The sequence below is a fragment of the Rhodococcus sp. 114MFTsu3.1 genome, from assembly GCF_000383555.1.
GTDB classification, from domain to species: domain Bacteria; phylum Actinomycetota; class Actinomycetes; order Mycobacteriales; family Mycobacteriaceae; genus Rhodococcoides; species Rhodococcoides fascians_E.
Map to the genome: position 1 here is coordinate 155226 of NZ_KB911551.1, position 16754 is coordinate 171979.

Consider the following 16754-nt stretch of genomic DNA (forward strand, 5'->3'; position numbering starts at 1 on the left):
TCAGATCGGGTTTGCCCTGCGGATGGTGGCCAGGAACGTGGCTGCGACGAAGAACAGGCCCGCGAACGTCCTGTTCATAGCGACCTGCTGACGGTGCGAGCGCATCAGCTTCAGCACTCGCGAGGCGAGTGAGGTGTAGCCGGTCATCACGAGCATGTCCACGGCAACCATCGTGGCAGCGATGATCATGTACTGCGGCAGAAGTGGATGTGCCGGGTCGAGGAATTGTGGGAGAACGGCCAGCATGAACACCACTGCCTTGGGGTTCGAGGCGTTGACGAGGAAGCCTCGTCCGAGCATGGCGACGCCCCGGTCGGCGACGCCGGGGGCGTTGTCGATGTCGGTCGGACCTGCCCGCCATTGCCTGATTCCGAGGTAGACGAGGTAGGCGACGCCGAACCACTTGATCGCCGAGAACGCCACCGCCGACCCGGCGAGGACGGCGCCGAGGCCGACCGCGACGATTCCGATCTGCAGCAGCAGCCCGATCTGCAGACCGACGATGTTCCAGTAACCGCGTCCCAGTCCGTAGCGGAGGCCGGTGGACATCGAGGCGATGGCGCCCGCGCCGGGCGAGAGGCTGATCACTACTGCCGCGCCGAGGAACGCCAACCAGACGTGCATGCTCATGGGACTATTGAACATCAGGAGTGGTTGCGGCGATCGTGGGTACTGAACCGGTATGGCTTCCATCGAAACGATCGATCAAGGTGACCGCGTCGTGGCTCGTCGCACCGTCGTGAACGCTCCTGCGTCCGAGTTGTTCGCTCTCGTCGCGGATCCGCATCGGCACGGCGAGTTGGACGGGTCCGGCACCGTGAAGGACACGGTCCGCGGGCCGAACCGGCTGACGCGCGGAGCCAAGTTCTCCGTAAGCATGAAGCAGTTCGGAGTTCCGTATCGGATCACCAGCACCGTCACGGATTTTCGAGACGATGCGGACGTGAAAGTCATCGAGTGGCAGCATCCGATGGGGCACACGTGGCGTTGGCAGTTCGAGGAGACCGAGCCGGGTCGTTCCGCCGTGACCGAGTCCTTCGACTACAGCACGGCGAAGGCTCCGAAGCTGCTCGAGGTGTTCAAGATGCCGCAGAAGAATGCGCAAGGCATCAGTTCGACGCTTGCACAGCTTGCCCGCAAGTACACCTGACGCGAGCACCTCGTCACCGTCTGCAGGACGTGCGGGGATAACCGATTGGCACCGGCACTATCCTTGAGGATCGACAACCGTCACTTCTCGTCGTTTCGCAAGGAGTCCTTATGCCTGCCCGCATCGAGCTCGCCCGCGTGGATCTACGCGGCCGAACTCCATCCACCGCCGAACTACGCGGCGCGCTTCCACGAGGTGGAGTGGATGTCGATGCGGTGTTGCATCAGGTTCGTCCCGTCGTCGAGGCGGTGCGGGAGCGCGGCGTCGAGGCGGCGCTCGAGTACTCCGAACAGTTCGACGGTGTTCGTCCGGAGCGTGTGCGCGTTCCCGCCGCGGCTCTGGAGAAGGCACTGACCGAGCTCGACCCTGCGGTTCGCGCAGCACTGGAAGTGGCCATCGAGCGCACTCGGATCGTGCACGCGGATCAGCGTCGCACCGACACGGTCACCGAGGTCGTTCCAGGCGGAACGGTCACCGAACGGTGGGTCCCGGTCGAGCGCGTCGGTCTCTACGTGCCCGGCGGAAACGCGGTCTACCCCTCGTCTGTGGTGATGAACGTCGTTCCGGCTCAGACCGCGGGTGTCGGTTCGCTGGTGGTCGCGTCCCCGCCGCAGAAAGAGTTCGGTGGGTTACCGCACCCCACGATCCTCGCTGCCGCGCAACTACTCGGTGTCGAAGAGGTGTGGGCAGTGGGCGGCGGCCAGGGAATCGCCTTGCTCACGTACGGCGGCACGGACGTGGACGGCACCGCACTGGAACCGGTCGACCTGATCACCGGTCCCGGCAACATCTACGTCACGGCAGCCAAGCGCCTGTGCCGTTCTCTGATCGGCATCGATTCCGAGGCAGGTCCCACGGAAATCGCCGTGCTGGCCGATTCCACGGCCGATCCGGTGCACGTCGCGGCGGACATGATCAGCCAAGCCGAGCACGACGTCATGGCGGCCAGCGTGCTGGTGACCACTAGCACCGAACTCGCCGATGCGGTGGATCGTGCGCTCGACGCCCAGCTGGAGTTCACCACGCACGCAGAGCGCGTCGCCACGGCGCTGTCCGGTAAGCAATCCGGCATCGTGCTCGTCGACGACATCGATCAGGGGCTGGCCGTGGTGAACACGTACGCGGCCGAGCACCTCGAGATCCAGACAGCGGACAGCCGGGCCGTGGCCGCTCGTGTGCGCAGCGCAGGCGCAGTGTTCGTCGGCGCCTGGTCGCCGGTCAGTCTCGGTGACTACTGCGCCGGGTCCAATCACGTTCTGCCCACCGCGGGTTGTGCGCGTCACTCGTCGGGTCTGAGCGTGCAGACGTTCCTGCGCGGAATTCACGTCGTTGACTACTCGGAGGCGGCATTGAAGGATGTTGCAGGCCACGTGATCACCCTCGCGAACGCCGAGGATCTCCCGGCACACGGCGAGGCGGTCCGGTTGCGATTCGAAGGGTTGTCGAAGTGAGCGGCGTCGTCGGATCGAGCGTCTCGATGGACGAGTTGCCGTTGCGGGAGAGCCTGCGAGGCAAGACGGCATACGGAGCGCCGCAACTGTCGGTTCCGGTGCAGCTCAACACGAACGAGAATCCGCACCCTCCGACACAGGCGCTCGTCGACGACGTCGCGGAGTCCGTCCGGGTGGCCGCGGCCGAACTACATCGGTATCCCGATCGCGATGCCGTCGAACTCCGCGCGGCACTGGCCACCTACCTGACCGGTCAGACCGGCTTCGAGGTCGACGTCAGCAACGTCTGGGCCGCCAACGGCTCCAACGAGATTCTGCAGCAGCTTCTTCAGGCGTTCGGTGGACCCGGCCGGACATCGCTGGGGTTCGTGCCGTCGTACTCCATGCATCCGATCATCTCGTCCGGGACCCAGACGGAATGGCTCGAGATGAACAGGAGCGAGGACTTCTCGCTCGACATCGATCGTGCCGTCGACGCCATCGCCCAGCGTGATCCGGACGTCGTGTTCGTGACCAGCCCCAACAACCCGACCGGGCACAGTATCGCGTCCGCGGACCTGCGTCGGATTCTCGACGCGGCACGCGGAATCGTGATTCTCGACGAGGCGTACGCGGAATTTTCCGCACAGCCCAGCGGAATCGGTCTGATCGACGAGTATCCGTCCAAGCTCGTCGTGAGCCGAACGATGAGCAAGGCCTTCGCATTCGCCGGTGGGCGGCTCGGTTACCTCGTCGCTGCACCCGCCATCGTCGACGCGATGTTCCTGGTGCGCTTGCCGTACCACTTGTCGGTCGTCACGCAGGCCGCCGCGCTGGCGGCGCTGCGGCATGCACCGGAAACCCTTGCGAGTGTGGCGCAGTTGTCCGCCGAGCGGGATCGGGTGATGGCACGGCTGACCGAGCTCGGGTTCGACGTCGTTCCCAGCGACGCGAACTTCGTTCTGTTCGGCCGGTTCTCCGACGCGGGCGCGACGTGGAAGCGGTATCTCGACGACGGAGTGTTGATTCGCGACGTCGGCATCGCCGGGTACCTACGTACCACGATCGGCCTCGACGCCGAGAACGATCGATTCCTCGACGTCAGCGCGGCACTCGCGCACGAACAACTGGACAACACCGACCGAGCAGAGGCACACCGATGACCGCATCAGAGCGAGCACCGAGGATCGCGCGCATCGAGCGCACGACGAAGGAATCGGACATCACCGTCGAGATCGACCTCGACGGCACGGGCATCGTGGACATCTCCACCGGTGTGCCGTTCTACGACCACATGTTGACCGCACTCGGCACGCACGGCCGATTCGATCTGACGGTGCACGCCAAAGGTGACGTGGAGATCGATGCTCACCACACCGTCGAGGACACCGCGATCGTGTTGGGTCAAGCTCTCGGTCAGGCACTGGGGGACAAGTCCGGCATCACTCGCTTCGGTGACGCCTTCATCCCGATGGACGAGACTCAGGTCCACGCGTCGGTCGACGTGTCCGGCCGGCCTTACTGCGTGCACACCGGCGAGCCGGACTACATGGTGCATTCGGTCATCGGTGGCTATCCGGGCGTGCCGTATCACGCGGTCATCAACCGCCACGTGTTCGAGTCTCTGGCGATGAACGCGAGAATCGCTCTGCACGTGCGGGTTCTGTACGGACGCGATCAGCATCACATCACCGAGGCCGAGTTCAAGGCCGTTGCACGGGCACTCCGGCAGGCGGTCGAGTACGACCCGCGGGTCACCGGAATTCCGTCCACCAAGGGCAGTCTGTGACGTCGGCTTGACTTCTCGGCTCCTGAAGATCGAGGGGCTGCCCGCGGCGATGGTCATGGGGGCGGCTGCGTTCGGTGGGTGGGGACTGCTCCTGCCCGTCGTTCCGTTGGCAGTGTCGGTCGGAGGCGGATCCGCGGCCGTGGCCGGGGCAACCACGGCCTTGTTCATGACAACGACGGTTCTCACCCAGCTCTTCGTTCCCCGGCTACTAGTTCGCTTCGGTCACCGGCCGGTGCTCGCGGCGGGATGCACCCTCCTCGGAGTGCCCGCGCTCGTCCTCGTGGCGTCGGCCGCTGTGGTGCCCGCGCTGGCTGTATCCGCTGTACGCGGAGTGGGTTTCGGGCTGTTGACCGTCGCCGGTGCGGCATTGGTGGCGGAGTTGGCCCCGCCCGCTCTGCTGGGGCGGGCCACTGGAGCACAGGGCATCGCGGTGGCGCTGTCGCAGATGGTGACGTTGCCGCTCGGCCTCGTGCTGTTCTCCGTGTCCCCGACGGCAGTGTTCGTCGTCGGGGCGCTGGTCTCGGTGAGCGGGCTGTTCGCGATCGTTTCTCTGCCGCCGGTACGGCCGATGGCTCCGCCGCGTCGGGACAAGTCCGACGGACGATCGTCCGCACGCGCGCTGGTGATTCCGTGTCTCGCCGTCGCGGCGGCATCTGCGTCGTTCGGTGGGTTGTCCAGTCTGCTGCCGATCGCCGAGCCCGGCCGGGAGTCGATGATCGGTGTCTCCCTCGCCGTGATCAGCGGTTCGATGCTGATCGGACGCTACGGCGCGGGCGCAGTGGCGGATCGTCTCGGCATCGGGCGCTCTCTCGCACCAGCGCTGCTGCTGGTGTTCAGTGGGGGATCGTTGTTCGCTGTCGCCGTCGCACAACGCAACCCCGCGGCTGTGTTCATCGCCGCGGCCGTACTGTTCGGCCTCGGGTACGGAGCGACCCAGAACGACAGCCTGGTGATGACGTTCCGTGCAGCCGGCCCGGACAGATTCAGCCAGGCCAGTGCCGCCTGGAACATCGGGTTCGACGCGGGGACCGGGGCAGGCGCCATGGCCCTCGGGGTGATCGTCGGGACGGTCGGCTACGCCACAGGATTCGCGACGGCGGCGTCGGTGGCGCTCGCGATGGCCGCGGTGGTCGCGATCTACACGTGGCGGAGGCCTGGATAGACTGGCGGCATGAAGTCTGTCGCGCTGCTCGATTACGGCTCGGGCAATCTGCATTCCGCGAAACGGGCCCTCGACCGGGTGGGCGCAGACGTCACTGTCACCGCCGATCCCAAGATCGCGCTCGCGGCCGACGGGTTGGTGGTGCCCGGTGTCGGCGCGTTCGCTGCGTGCATGGAGGGCCTCCTGGGAGTCAAGGGAGACCGGATCATCGGGCAACGTCTTGCCGGTGGTCGACCCGTCCTCGGCATCTGCGTCGGAATGCAGATCATGTTCGACCGTGGCGTGGAATTCGGAACGTCGGCCGCTGGTTGCGGTGAGTGGCCGGGGACCGTCGAACGACTGCAGGCGGACGTGCTGCCGCACATGGGCTGGAACACCGTCCGAGCACCGGAGAAGAGCGTTCTGTTCGACGGTATCGACGCCGATACGCGGTTCTACTTCGTGCACTCCTACGCAACCCAGAAGTGGGAGATGGACGTCGGCGACACCATTGCCGCACCTCTGCTGACGTGGGCCGATCACGGCGGTGATTTCCTCGCCGCCGTCGAGAACGGTCCGTTGTCCGCTACGCAGTTCCATCCGGAGAAGTCCGGTGACGCGGGGGCCGCGCTGCTGAAGAACTGGATCGACTCGCTGTGAGCACGGCCTAGGTGAGCGACCGGGAGTTCTCGTTCGGGCGTCTGGCCGTCGCCTCCCTCGGGAGCGCGACGCTGGTTCTCGTCGTCACCACCGCGATCGTCGCCGTCGTGCGACCGGGGCCTGGAGTCGGGCTCTTGATCGTTGCCATCGGAATCGCTGCGGCGATCACCGCGATGGGTGTGGTGTCCACACGCATGACTCGCCGCGGTCTGGGCGCAGAGGGTTCGGTCGAGGACGGCAGCGGAGACCCTGAGCGCTGACGGCGTCGTCGATGGCAGTAGCATAATCGCACGTGAGCCTGGTCTTATTGCCTGCTGTCGATGTCGCAGGCGGCGAAGCTGTCCGTCTCGTTCAGGGAGAGGCGGGGAGCGAAACCAAGTACGGATCGCCTCGTGACGCCGCCCTCGCATGGCAGAACGACGGTGCCGAATGGGTCCATCTCGTGGACCTCGACGCCGCGTTCGGTCGTGGATCCAACCGTGAGTTGCTGGCCGAGGTCGTCGGCGAACTCGACGTGAAGGTGGAACTGTCCGGCGGAATTCGCGACGACGAGTCGCTTCGTGCGGCGCTCGCGACGGGTTGTGCGCGTGTCAATCTCGGAACCGCTGCGTTGGAGGACCCGGAGTGGTGCTCGCGGGCGATCGGCGAGTTCGGCGACAGGGTCGCCGTCGGGCTGGACGTGCTGATCGTCGAGGGGCAGAACCGTCTGCGTGGCCGCGGGTGGGTCAGCGACGGCGGTGATCTGTGGGAGGTTCTCGAGCGGCTCGAGCGCGACGGTTGCTCCCGGTACGTCGTCACCGACGTGACGAAGGACGGCACACTCACCGGACCGAATCTCGACCTGCTTCGCCAGATGTGCGAGAAGACCGACAAGCCGGTCATCGCGTCCGGAGGCGTCTCCACGATCGAGGACCTCCGCGCGATCGCGTCGCTGGTACCCGAGGGAGTCGAAGGCTCGATCGTCGGTAAAGCGCTGTACGCGGGCCGATTCACATTGCCCGACGCCCTCGCGGCCGTGTCCCGCTAGTACCGGAAGACGAGAGACATTTCATCGATGAGCCTGCCCGAGGACCCGCAACGGTTGCTGGAGATCGCCGGTCGTTTGCTCGACGGTACCCACGACCGCTTCGTCGCGGGCGTCGGTGCTCCGAGCGCGGTGCAGAAGGGGCCGGACGACTTCGCGACCGCGGTCGATCTCGAACTGGAGAAGCGGTTGTCCGCAGAACTGGTCGAGCACACCGGGATTGCGGTTCACGGTGAAGAGTTCGGCGGGCCGGATCTGAGTACGGGCACGGTGTGGGTCCTCGACCCCATCGACGGGACGTTCAATTACTCGGCCGGATTGCCCTCGGCCGGAACGTTGTTGGCGTTGCTGCACAACGGCGTGCCGGTGCTCGGGTTGACCTGGCTCCCGCTCGTCGGGCACCGGTTCACGGCGGCAGCCGGTGGGCAGGTGCACCTGAACGGTGAGGCATTGCCGAGACTGGGCAGTCGCGCACTGTCGGATTCGATGATCGGGTTCGGTGCGTTCAACATCGCCAGCCGAGGCCGCACGCCAGGCCTGTACCGGGTGCGAATCCTCGAAGAGCTGTCGAAGGTGTCCTCCCGCTTGCGTATGCACGGTGCCACCGGCGTCGACCTCGCCTACACGGCGAGCGGAGTGCTCGGCGGATGCGTCGTGTTCGGTCACCGTGCGTGGGACAACGCGGCGGGCGCGCTGCTGGTGCAGGCAGCAGGCGGCGTGGTCACCGACCTGGCGGGTGAGCCGTGGACCGTCGATTCGACGTCGGTGCTCGCTGCCTCTCCCGGAGCACACGACGAACTGCTGAAGGTCATCACCGACCTCGGTGATCCCGCCGATTTCCTGGAAGGACGAGTGCGATGAGCGTCGCCGTACGTGTCATCCCGTGCCTCGATGTCGACGCAGGCCGCGTCGTGAAAGGCGTGAACTTCGAGAACCTGCGGGACGCAGGCGATCCCGTGGAACTCGCGGCGGCCTACGACGCCCAAGGTGCCGACGAATTGACGTTCCTGGACGTCACCGCGTCCACTTCGGACCGCGCAACGATGCTCGACGTCGTCAGCCGAACTGCTGAGCAGGTGTTCATTCCGCTGACCGTCGGCGGGGGAGTGCGCACCGTCGCGGACGTCGACAGGCTGCTGCGTGCAGGCGCGGACAAGGTGAGCGTGAACACCGCCGCCATCGCGCGCCCGGAGCTTCTCCGCGAACTGAGCGAACGGTTCGGATCACAGTGCATCGTGCTGTCGGTGGACGCGAGGACCGTGCCGACCGGCGGGCAGGACACACCGTCGAGTTGGGAAGTGACGACGCACGGTGGAAAGCGCGGCACGGGCATCGATGCTGTCGAGTGGGCGGTTCGTGGTGCCGAACTGGGTGTCGGCGAAATTCTGCTGAACTCGATGGACGCGGACGGAACCAAGGCGGGTTTCGATCTGCCGATGATCGCAGAGGTTCGTCGAGCCGTGCACGTGCCGGTGATCGCCAGCGGCGGAGCAGGACTGGTCGAGCATTTCCCGCCGGCGGTGAGGGCAGGCGCGGACGCAGTCCTCGCGGCCAGCGTCTTCCACTTCGGGGATCTCACGATCTCCCAGGTCAAGGACGCAATGCGCAGCGACGGCATCGTCGTCAGGTGATGCGCCCCTCGGTCGTACCGAGGGTGTCGCTGTCGATTCGAGAGGTATAACGGTTGTCATGAGTCTCGACCCCGCTATCGCGGCACGCCTCAAACGCAACGAGGCGGGTCTCGTCAGCGCCGTAGCTCAGGAGAAGTCGTCCGGTGACGTTCTGATGGTCGCCTGGATGGACGACGAAGCCCTGGCTCGGACGCTGGAAACGCGCAAGGGAACCTACTATTCGCGTTCGCGGCAGGAGTACTGGGTGAAGGGCGAGACGTCCGGCCACACCCAGTACGTCCACGAGGTTCGACTCGACTGCGACGGAGACACCGTTCTCCTCGTCGTCGATCAAGAAGGCGGCGCCTGTCACACCGGTGACCACACCTGCTTCGATGCCGACGTGCTGTTGAGCTAGTGCAGTCAGGCTTTGCCTGTGCCTTCGGCAATGCCCTTGTCGAGTTGGGTGAGGATGGTGGAGCTGAGTCGGCCGAGTGCGGTGACCTGGTCGTCGTCGAGTCCTTCGAACAGCAGGGCTTGGACGGTGGCGACGTGGCCTGGTGCCGATTCGACGACTTTGTCCATTCCTGCGTCCGTGAGGACGGCGTAGCTGCCACGTGAGCCTTCGATGCTCTCGCGGCGTACCCAGCCGATCTTCTCGAGCTTGGTCACCACGTGGGACAACCTCGACAACGATGCGTTGGCGAATTTGGCGAGGTCGCGCAGCTGGATTCGCCGGTTCGGGTCCTCGGACAGCACGGACAACACGAAGTAGTCGAAGTGTGTCAGCGAGGAGTCGCGCTGGAGCTGCGTGTCCAGAGCCGCGGGGAGTCGGGTGATGATCGCGACTACGGAGCGCCAGGCCTCTTGTTGGCTGTCGGTGAGCCAGCGTGGTTCGGAGTGGTCTACCGACTCGGCCATCGCGGGGCAACCCTTCTTTCGAGCGAACAGTTGGTTGTAGTCAACACAGTGTTTCACTCGATTGAAGGTTCACGTTAGCGCCCCGTGCGGTGGCTATGCCTTCGAGCGGTTCCGAACGAACTCCAGCGCGTGGTCGGCGTGCGCCTCGAACCTGAATTCGCTGGTGAAGACGTCGAGAACGGTCCGGTCCGTGTCGATGACGAACGTTGCCCGCTTGACCGGGGACAGCTTGCCGAGCAGGCCGCGTCGCACTCCGAACTGTGTGGCGACGGCGCCGGACTCGTCCGACAGCAGCGGATAGTCGAAGGACTTCACGTCGGCGAACTCGGCCTGCTTGGAAATTGCATCGGTGCTGATTCCCACGCGAGTGGCACCGGCCTCGGCGAACTCGGCGGCGAGGTCGCGGAAGTGGCAGGCTTCGACGGTGCAGCCCGGTGTGAGTGCGCCGGGGTAGAAGAACAGCACCACGGGCCCGTTCTGCAGCAGCGTGTCGAGCGATTGCGGGGTTCCGCTCTGGTCCGGCAACGTGAAGTTCTCTGCACGATCTCCTGGTTTCATTCCTGCGACGCTACCGCTCGGTAAGTTCGAAGACCACCGCGCACCACACCTTCTGTCGGGCACCTGGGAGGATGGACGCATGCATGGCGAGACCACCACCCTGCCCGGCGTCCACTCCGATCCGGATGCGGAATCGACAACCAGTCGCGAGGTCTTTCGGGCGCTCGCAGCCGAGCACCGAGTGGTGCCGGTGGTGCGCAAGGTTCTCGCGGACTCGGAGACCCCACTGTCCGCCTACCGCAAGCTCGGTGGCGACCGGCCGGGCACGTTTCTGTTCGAGTCCGCCGAGAACGGCCGGTCCTGGTCACGGTGGTCGTTCATCGGTGCAGGAACACCTGCAGCGTTGACGACGGCCGACGGTGAGGCGGTGTGGCGCGGCAACGTCCCCGCGGGCGTCCCGACCGGCGGCAACCCGCTGGACGTTCTGGGAAGGACGCTCGAACTACTGCGCTCGGAACGGCTTCCCGATCTGCCGCCGTTGACGGGCGGCATGGTCGGCTACATGGGGTACGACGCTGTTCGGCGTATCGAGAAGCTGCCGGAGCACGCTCAGGACGACCTGCAGGTGCCGGAGATGGTGATGCTGCTGGCAACCGATCTCGCGGCCGTCGATCACCACGAAGGCGCGATCACTCTCATCGCCAACGCGGTGAACTGGGACGGCACGGACGATCGTGTCGACGAGGCGTACGACGACGCAGTTCGCAGACTGGACCGAATGTGCGCGGATCTCGCGGCGCCCGCACCCTCGACCGTGTCGACGGTGAGCCGACCCAAGCCGGACTACCGCCGTCAGCGCACGTCCGAAGGATTCGGACGGGACGTCGACAGGCTCGTGAAGGAAATCGAGGCGGGCGAAGCCTTCCAGGTGGTGCTGTCGCAGCGATTCGAAATGGACACCGACGCCACGCCGCTCGACGTGTATCGCATGCTTCGAGCGTCGAATCCCAGCCCGTACATGTACCTGCTGCACGTGCCGGGCGAGGACGGCGAGACCGCGTTCTCGATCGTCGGATCCAGCCCCGAAGCTCTCGTGACCGTCGTCGACGGTGTCGCCACGACTCACCCGATCGCCGGTACGAGGTGGCGAGGCGAGTCCGAGGAGGAGGACATCCTCCTCGAGAAGGACCTCCTGGCGGACGAGAAGGAGAACGCCGAGCACCTGATGCTGGTCGATCTCGGTCGCAACGACTTGGGGCGCGTGTGCACGCCGGGCACCGTGCGGGTGCACGACTATCGCCACATCGAGCGATACAGCCACGTCATGCATTTGGTGTCCGTCGTCTCGGGACATCTGGCCGAAGACAAGCAGGCACTCGATGCAGTCAAGGCGTGCTTCCCGGCAGGAACGCTGTCCGGTGCGCCGAAGGTGCGCGCGATGGAGTTGATCGACGAACTCGAACCGACGCGGCGTGGTGTGTACGGCGGCATCGTCGGATACCTGGACTTTTCCGGTGACGCCGACACTGCGATCGCGATTCGCACGGCTCTGATGAAAGACGGCACGGCCTATGTACAGGCCGGAGCGGGTGTGGTCGCCGACTCGGTCGCAGAGTACGAGGACACCGAGGCACGGAACAAGGCGATGGCGGTTCTGGGCGCCGTTGCCGCGGCCGAATCCCTCCGAGCCGTCGGCAACGATGCGGCGGGAGGGAACGAGAAGTGACCGCAGCTCCGGCGTCGGGCACCGGGCGACCGGCGAAATCGAGAGCTGCGGCGATCCCCGTCGTCGCGATGCTCGTCGGGGCGCTCTGTCTGTGGGGGAGTTCGCGGATGACGTGGGTTCACGTGATCTCGTCCGACGGGCTCGGCGAGGACCGCGCGACGGATCTCCTCGGAAGCACGTGGGCAGCGGCATCGACTCCGTTGGCGCTGGCGTTGGTGGCGGCGGTTGCCGCGTCGTTCGCGGTGCGGGGGTGGGCTTCTCGCGTTCTCGCGGTTCTCGTGGGGCTCGTGGCGGTCGGGGCAGGGATTCCTGCAGTGCAGGCTCTGGTCTCGGACGTGTCGGAGGCGAGGGCTGCGGATCTGGCCGAGCTTCCCGGGCGCGCGGACGTGGTCGGCGCGGAGGCGTTCACGTTGCCCGCGGTCGTCGCACTGGTGGGCGCACTGTGCGCGGCGCTCGCCGCCGTCATGCTGCTTAGGAAACCGACCGCACGGAAGGTACTGTCTTCGAAGTACGACGCACCCGCTGCGCGTCGTGAGGAAGTGGCACGGCGAGCATCAGCGGCAGCATCGTCGGCCACGGACCGGGCCGCTTCGAACGACGAGGGGGAAGACTTGACGGAACGAATGCTGTGGGACGCACTCGACGCCGGTGAGGACCCCACCGACCCGTCGGGCACCCGGAGAAAAGAAGACTGAAGCTGCCGACTACGCTAGGACAGGCCTGAAATGAGTTTTCTCACATCAGGTCATCGATGGGAAAGGACTCGGGTCACCATGACTGTTCTCGATTCGATTCTGGACGGTGTGCGAGCCGATGTCGCTGCCCGGGAGTCGGTTGTCGACTTCGCGACCGTGAAGGCGGCAGCGGCAAAAGCACCCGCACCGCTGAACGCGACGGCAGCGCTGCACGAGGACGGAATCGGTGTCATCGCCGAGGTCAAGCGGGCAAGTCCGTCGAAGGGCGCGCTCGCCGAGATCGGTGATCCCGCCACACTCGCCCAGGCGTACGAGCAGGGCGGTGCACGCATCATCAGTGTGCTCACGGAGGAACGTCGGTTCCACGGCTCGCTCGCAGACTTGGACGCCGTACGCAAGGCCGTGAGTATTCCGGTGTTGCGCAAGGACTTCATCGTCGGTCCGTACCAGATTCACGAGGCGCGGGCGCACGGCGCCGACGTGATTCTGCTGATCGTCGCGGCGCTGGAGCAGGACGCGCTCGTGTCGTTGCTCGATCGCACGGAGTCGCTCGGAATGACCGCGCTCGTCGAGGTTCACACCGAAGCCGAGGCCGACAGGGCGCTCGAAGCGGGTGCCCGGGTGATCGGAATCAACGCCCGCAACCTGAAGACGCTGGAAATCGATCGTGATAGCTTCGGTCGCATCGCCCCCGGGCTGCCCAGCGAGGTCATCCGCATTGCCGAGTCCGGTGTACGCGGAACCGCAGATCTCCTGGCCTACGCAGGTGCAGGAGCGGACGCCGTACTGGTCGGAGAAGGTTTGGTCACCAGCGGTGATCCACGCACGGCCGTGTCGGATCTCGTCACTGCGGGCACACACCCGTCCTGCCCTCGCCCCGCTCGCTGACAGGCAAGTCCACCGTCCGATCGATCCTGCCCCGATGGTCGCCGCCGGCGGCCGCTGGGGCAGACTGTTCGGGTGAGCAGCGCGCAGACGAACCCCGGTTTCAAGGGCGGCGATCTTCCTCAGAGCAGTCTGGGGTTGACCGACCGTAGCCAACACGATCCCGACGTAGGTGGGCACTTCGGCGTCTACGGTGGCCGGTTCGTGCCCGAGGCGCTCATGGGCGTCATCGAAGAGGTCACCGCCGAGTACGACAAGGTTCGCTCAAACAACGAGTTCCTCGGCGAGCTCGATCGACTCCAGCGTGATTACACCGGACGGCCGTCCCCTGTGTTCGAGGCGACCCGTCTGTCCGAGCACGCAGGCGGTGCGCGCATTCTCCTCAAGCGAGAAGACCTCAACCACACCGGATCTCACAAGATCAACAATGTGCTCGGTCAGGTTCTTCTGGCCAAGCGTATGGGTAAGACGCGGGTCATCGCGGAAACCGGTGCGGGACAACACGGTGTCGCCACAGCAACCGCGTGCGCTCTGCTCGGTCTCGACTGCGTCGTGTACATGGGTGAGGTCGACACCGAGCGTCAGGCTCTGAACGTCGCCCGCATGCGGTTGCTCGGATCCTCGGTTGTCGCGGTGAAATCCGGTTCGCGAACCCTGAAGGATGCGATCAACGAGGCGCTGCGGGATTGGGTTGCCCACGCGGACAACACGTACTACTGCTTCGGCACCGTCGCCGGGCCGCATCCCTTCCCGGCTATGGTGCGCGATTTCCAGCGCATCATCGGACTCGAAGCGCGGCAGCAGGTTCAAGCGTCCACCGGGCGGTTGCCCGACGCCATCGCCGCCTGCGTCGGTGGCGGATCGAACGCCATCGGAATCTTCCATGCCTTCATCGACGATCCGTCGGTGCGTCTGATCGGATTCGAAGCAGCGGGCGATGGCGTGGAGACAGGCAGGCACGCCGCGACGATCAGTGGTGGTTCGCCCGGTACGTTGCACGGCACCTACTCGTACCTGCTGCAGGACGAGGACGGGCAGACCATCGAATCGCACTCCATCTCGGCCGGGCTGGACTATCCGGGTGTCGGTCCGGAGCACTCGTACCTCAACGACATCGGCCGTGCCGAGTACCGCGGCATCACCGACACCGAGGCGATGAACGCGTTCCGGCTGCTGAGTCGTACCGAAGGAATCATCCCTGCCATCGAGTCCGCACACGCGGTGGCCGGAGCGTTGAAGCTGGGCAAGGAACTCGGTGAGGGTGCCATCGTCCTGGTCAACCTATCCGGTCGCGGCGACAAGGACGTCGACACCGCGGCGGAGTGGTTCGGCCTGGTCGACGGTGACGGTGATGCAGAAGTAGACGGCGAGAAGGGCGAGAAAGCATGACCGAACGACGTTCGAGGCTCGCGGACACGTTCGCACAGTGCCGCTCGGAGAATCGCGCTGCTCTCGTCGGGTATCTGCCTGCAGGATTCCCGACGGTGCCCGAGTCGATCGAGGTGTTCCAGACCATGGTCTCGGCCGGTTGCGACATCGTCGAGGTCGGGATTCCGTATTCGGATCCGGTCATGGACGGACCGACGATCCAGGCCGCGGCCGACACCGCCCTGCGAGCGGGTGCACGGGTTCGCGACGTGTTCACCGTCGTGGAAAAGGTTTCCGCGGCGGGTGGCAAGGCCGTGGTGATGACGTACTGGAACTTGGTCATGCGCTACGGGATCGACGCGTTCGCTCGTGATCTCGCGGCCGCAGGAGGGCTCGGCATCATCACGCCCGATCTCATCCCCGACGAGGCAGGGGAGTGGATCGAAGCGTCGGACAGACATGACCTCGACCGCATCTTCCTCGTCGCGCCGTCGTCGACGGAGGAGCGTATCGCCAGCACGGTCGCGGCGAGCCGCGGGTTCGTCTACGCCGCGTCGACGATGGGTGTCACCGGCGCCCGCGATGCCGTGTCCTCGGCGGCGCCCGAACTGACGGCCCGTATTCGTCGCCACTCGGACATTCCGGTGGGCGTCGGCCTCGGTGTCCGGTCGGGTGCGCAAGCTGCCGAGATCGCGCAGTTCGCCGACGCGGTCATCGTCGGATCAGCGCTCGTCAGCGCCGTGGACCGCGGCCTGGATGCGGTCGCCGAGCTCACGTCGGAACTCGCCGAAGGCGTCCGATCCGCTAACGTGGCGTCGTGATGTCCGGCAGCTCCGCGTCGTCCGCAGTACTCGCGTACATTCCCAGTCCTCCTCAGGGAGTCTGGTACGTCGGGCCTCTGGCTCTGCGTGCGTACGCACTGTTCATCATCGTCGGGATCGTCGTTGCCATCGTGTGGGGCGATCGCCGGTGGGTTGCTCGTGGAGGCACGAAGGGCACGGTTCTCGACGTCGCCGTGTGGGCGGTCCCGTTCGGTCTGCTGGGCGGGCGGCTCTATCACGTGGCGACCGACTGGAGCACGTACTTCGGTCCAGGTGGCGATCCCGTGCGGGCACTCAAGGTGTGGGAGGGCGGCCTCGGAATCTGGGGCGCGGTGCTTCTCGGTGGTGTCGGCGCCTGGATCGCGTGCAGGCGACGAGGAATTCCGTTGCCCGCGTTCGGCGACGCCGTGGGTCCTCCGATTCTGCTGGCTCAGGCCATCGGCCGCATCGGTAACTATTTCAACCAGGAACTGTACGGCCGTCACACGACGGTGCCGTGGGGACTCGAGATCTACGAGCGCGTGAACGACTCGGGCCGCATCGATCAACTCACCGGAGTGTCGACAGGCGTCGTGGAGAAGATCGTCCATCCGACGTTCCTGTACGAACTGCTGTGGAGTCTCGCCGTCGTGGCGCTGCTGGTCGTCGTGGACCGCAGGTTCTCGATCGGCCACGGTCGTCTGTTCGCACTCTATGTTGCGGGGTACTGCGCAGGTCGGTTCTGGGTCGAGCTCATGCGCGACGACTACGCCACCCACATCGCAGGCATCCGCATCAACAGCTTCACGTCGGCCATCGTGTTCGTGCTTGCCGTGCTGTACTTCGTCCTCGCCACCAAGGGCCGCGAGGACCCGGCATCGCTCCGGTCCGACGACGACAGGTTCGACGACGACCGGTCCGCGGCCGGCGACAGGTCCGAAGGCGAGGACAGGTCCGGGGACGAACTATCCGACGGCGACGATGCCGCCGAGGTTCCGTCCGGCGACAACGCGGCGCCGGGGACCGATGCGCAGTCCACCTCGAACAAGGAGTGACC

Annotated in this window: 20 protein-coding genes; 17 read left to right on the forward strand and 3 right to left on the reverse strand. The window is 65.8% G+C overall.

Annotation, left to right across the window (positions count from 1 at the left end; genetic code table 11):
• Positions 1–630: a LysE family transporter gene (locus H292_RS0115710; RefSeq protein ID WP_019665873.1), complete on the reverse strand. Its 630-nt coding sequence runs from the start codon at positions 628–630 to the stop codon at positions 1–3.
• A 52-nt stretch (positions 631–682) separates the two neighbouring features.
• On the opposite strand from H292_RS0115710, the gene H292_RS0115715 reads away from it, so the two are divergent.
• The 11 genes from H292_RS0115715 (at position 683) to hisI (ending at position 9222) form a co-directional block, all read left to right on the forward strand.
• Entirely contained in the window at positions 683–1150 is a 468-nt protein-coding gene (locus tag H292_RS0115715) for an SRPBCC family protein (protein ID WP_020112007.1), read from the forward strand.
• A 110-nt stretch (positions 1151–1260) separates the two neighbouring features.
• Positions 1261–2601, forward strand: a complete 1341-nt coding sequence (gene hisD, locus H292_RS0115720) for a histidinol dehydrogenase (protein ID WP_020112008.1) — start codon at positions 1261–1263, stop codon at positions 2599–2601.
• Positions 2602–2627: 26 nt separating this feature from the next.
• Positions 2628–3743, forward strand: coding sequence for a histidinol-phosphate transaminase (locus H292_RS0115725; protein WP_371828574.1), 1116 nt, complete (start codon positions 2628–2630; stop codon positions 3741–3743).
• Positions 3740–4369, forward strand: coding sequence for an imidazoleglycerol-phosphate dehydratase HisB (hisB, locus tag H292_RS0115730; RefSeq protein ID WP_020112009.1), 630 nt, complete (start codon positions 3740–3742; stop codon positions 4367–4369). The genes H292_RS0115725 and hisB overlap by 4 nt, the downstream gene beginning before the upstream one ends.
• Positions 4370–4418: 49 nt before the next feature.
• A complete protein-coding gene (locus H292_RS0115735) occupies positions 4419–5531 on the forward strand; it encodes an MFS transporter (protein ID WP_020112010.1) in 1113 nt (370 codons plus the stop codon).
• A 9-nt stretch (positions 5532–5540) separates the two neighbouring features.
• Positions 5541–6170, forward strand: coding sequence for an imidazole glycerol phosphate synthase subunit HisH (hisH, locus tag H292_RS0115740; protein WP_019665867.1), 630 nt, complete (start codon positions 5541–5543; stop codon positions 6168–6170).
• Positions 6171–6181: 11 nt separating this feature from the next.
• Positions 6182–6430 carry a hypothetical protein gene (locus H292_RS0115745; RefSeq protein ID WP_019665866.1) on the forward strand — a complete coding sequence of 83 codons (249 nt, stop codon included), beginning with the start codon at positions 6182–6184 and terminating at the stop codon, positions 6428–6430.
• 32 nt (positions 6431–6462) lie between these two features.
• Entirely contained in the window at positions 6463–7197 is a 735-nt protein-coding gene (priA, locus tag H292_RS0115750; RefSeq protein WP_026347902.1) for a bifunctional 1-(5-phosphoribosyl)-5-((5-phosphoribosylamino)methylideneamino)imidazole-4-carboxamide isomerase/phosphoribosylanthranilate isomerase PriA, read from the forward strand.
• Positions 7198–7224: 27 nt separating this feature from the next.
• Entirely contained in the window at positions 7225–8055 is an 831-nt protein-coding gene (locus H292_RS0115755; RefSeq protein ID WP_027498860.1) for an inositol monophosphatase family protein, read from the forward strand.
• Entirely contained in the window at positions 8052–8825 is a 774-nt protein-coding gene (gene hisF / locus H292_RS0115760; RefSeq protein WP_020112012.1) for an imidazole glycerol phosphate synthase subunit HisF, read from the forward strand. Before H292_RS0115755 ends, hisF begins: the two co-directional genes overlap by 4 nt.
• A gap of 58 nt (positions 8826–8883) precedes the next feature.
• Complete coding sequence (gene hisI / locus H292_RS0115765; RefSeq protein WP_019665862.1) at positions 8884–9222, forward strand: phosphoribosyl-AMP cyclohydrolase; 339 nt, start codon at positions 8884–8886, stop codon at positions 9220–9222.
• A 5-nt stretch (positions 9223–9227) separates the two neighbouring features.
• Here the strand turns inward: hisI and H292_RS0115770 are convergent, their stop codons facing one another.
• A complete protein-coding gene (locus tag H292_RS0115770) occupies positions 9228–9725 on the reverse strand; it encodes a MarR family winged helix-turn-helix transcriptional regulator (RefSeq protein WP_019665861.1) in 498 nt (165 codons plus the stop codon).
• A 93-nt stretch (positions 9726–9818) separates the two neighbouring features.
• A complete protein-coding gene (locus H292_RS0115775) occupies positions 9819–10283 on the reverse strand; it encodes a peroxiredoxin (protein WP_020112013.1) in 465 nt (154 codons plus the stop codon).
• A gap of 79 nt (positions 10284–10362) precedes the next feature.
• Here H292_RS0115775 and H292_RS0115780 point away from each other — a divergent pair, with 79 nt between their 5' ends.
• The 6 genes from H292_RS0115780 (at position 10363) to lgt (ending at position 16752) form a co-directional block, all read left to right on the forward strand.
• Positions 10363–11949 carry an anthranilate synthase component I gene (locus H292_RS0115780; RefSeq protein ID WP_019665859.1) on the forward strand — a complete coding sequence of 529 codons (1587 nt, stop codon included), beginning with the start codon at positions 10363–10365 and terminating at the stop codon, positions 11947–11949.
• A complete protein-coding gene (locus H292_RS0115785) occupies positions 11946–12644 on the forward strand; it encodes a TIGR02234 family membrane protein (protein ID WP_020112014.1) in 699 nt (232 codons plus the stop codon). The genes H292_RS0115780 and H292_RS0115785 overlap by 4 nt, the downstream gene beginning before the upstream one ends.
• 78 nt (positions 12645–12722) lie before the next feature.
• On the forward strand, positions 12723–13532 hold the full coding sequence (gene trpC / locus H292_RS0115790; protein ID WP_020112015.1) for an indole-3-glycerol phosphate synthase TrpC: 810 nt from the start codon (positions 12723–12725) through the stop codon (positions 13530–13532).
• A gap of 72 nt (positions 13533–13604) precedes the next feature.
• Positions 13605–14918, forward strand: coding sequence for a tryptophan synthase subunit beta (trpB, locus tag H292_RS0115795; protein WP_020112016.1), 1314 nt, complete (start codon positions 13605–13607; stop codon positions 14916–14918).
• Positions 14915–15718: a tryptophan synthase subunit alpha gene (gene trpA, locus H292_RS0115800; RefSeq protein ID WP_020112017.1), complete on the forward strand. Its 804-nt coding sequence runs from the start codon at positions 14915–14917 to the stop codon at positions 15716–15718. Before trpB ends, trpA begins: the two co-directional genes overlap by 4 nt.
• The gene (gene lgt, locus H292_RS0115805) at positions 15718–16752 is read left to right on the forward strand and encodes a prolipoprotein diacylglyceryl transferase (protein ID WP_020112018.1); all 1035 of its coding nucleotides are present in this window, start codon (positions 15718–15720) and stop codon (positions 16750–16752) included. Before trpA ends, lgt begins: the two co-directional genes overlap by 1 nt.
• The last annotated feature ends 2 nt before the right edge of the window (positions 16753–16754 follow it).

Coding starts and splice junctions, on each gene's coding strand:
- H292_RS0115710 (WP_019665873.1), bottom strand. CDS start 630: ATGAGCATGCACGTCTGGTTGGCGTTCCTCGGCGCGGCAGTAGTGATC.
- H292_RS0115715 (WP_020112007.1), top strand. CDS start 683: ATGGCTTCCATCGAAACGATCGATCAAGGTGACCGCGTCGTGGCTCGT.
- hisD (WP_020112008.1), top strand. CDS start 1,261: ATGCCTGCCCGCATCGAGCTCGCCCGCGTGGATCTACGCGGCCGAACT.
- H292_RS0115725 (WP_371828574.1), top strand. CDS start 2,628: ATGGACGAGTTGCCGTTGCGGGAGAGCCTGCGAGGCAAGACGGCATAC.
- hisB (WP_020112009.1), top strand. CDS start 3,740: ATGACCGCATCAGAGCGAGCACCGAGGATCGCGCGCATCGAGCGCACG.
- H292_RS0115735 (WP_020112010.1), top strand. CDS start 4,419: ATGGTCATGGGGGCGGCTGCGTTCGGTGGGTGGGGACTGCTCCTGCCC.
- hisH (WP_019665867.1), top strand. CDS start 5,541: ATGAAGTCTGTCGCGCTGCTCGATTACGGCTCGGGCAATCTGCATTCC.
- H292_RS0115755 (WP_027498860.1), top strand. CDS start 7,225: ATGAGCCTGCCCGAGGACCCGCAACGGTTGCTGGAGATCGCCGGTCGT.
- hisF (WP_020112012.1), top strand. CDS start 8,052: ATGAGCGTCGCCGTACGTGTCATCCCGTGCCTCGATGTCGACGCAGGC.
- hisI (WP_019665862.1), top strand. CDS start 8,884: ATGAGTCTCGACCCCGCTATCGCGGCACGCCTCAAACGCAACGAGGCG.
- H292_RS0115770 (WP_019665861.1), bottom strand. CDS start 9,725: ATGGCCGAGTCGGTAGACCACTCCGAACCACGCTGGCTCACCGACAGC.
- H292_RS0115775 (WP_020112013.1), bottom strand. CDS start 10,283: ATGAAACCAGGAGATCGTGCAGAGAACTTCACGTTGCCGGACCAGAGC.
- H292_RS0115780 (WP_019665859.1), top strand. CDS start 10,363: ATGCATGGCGAGACCACCACCCTGCCCGGCGTCCACTCCGATCCGGAT.
- trpC (WP_020112015.1), top strand. CDS start 12,723: ATGACTGTTCTCGATTCGATTCTGGACGGTGTGCGAGCCGATGTCGCT.
- trpA (WP_020112017.1), top strand. CDS start 14,915: ATGACCGAACGACGTTCGAGGCTCGCGGACACGTTCGCACAGTGCCGC.
- lgt (WP_020112018.1), top strand. CDS start 15,718: ATGTCCGGCAGCTCCGCGTCGTCCGCAGTACTCGCGTACATTCCCAGT.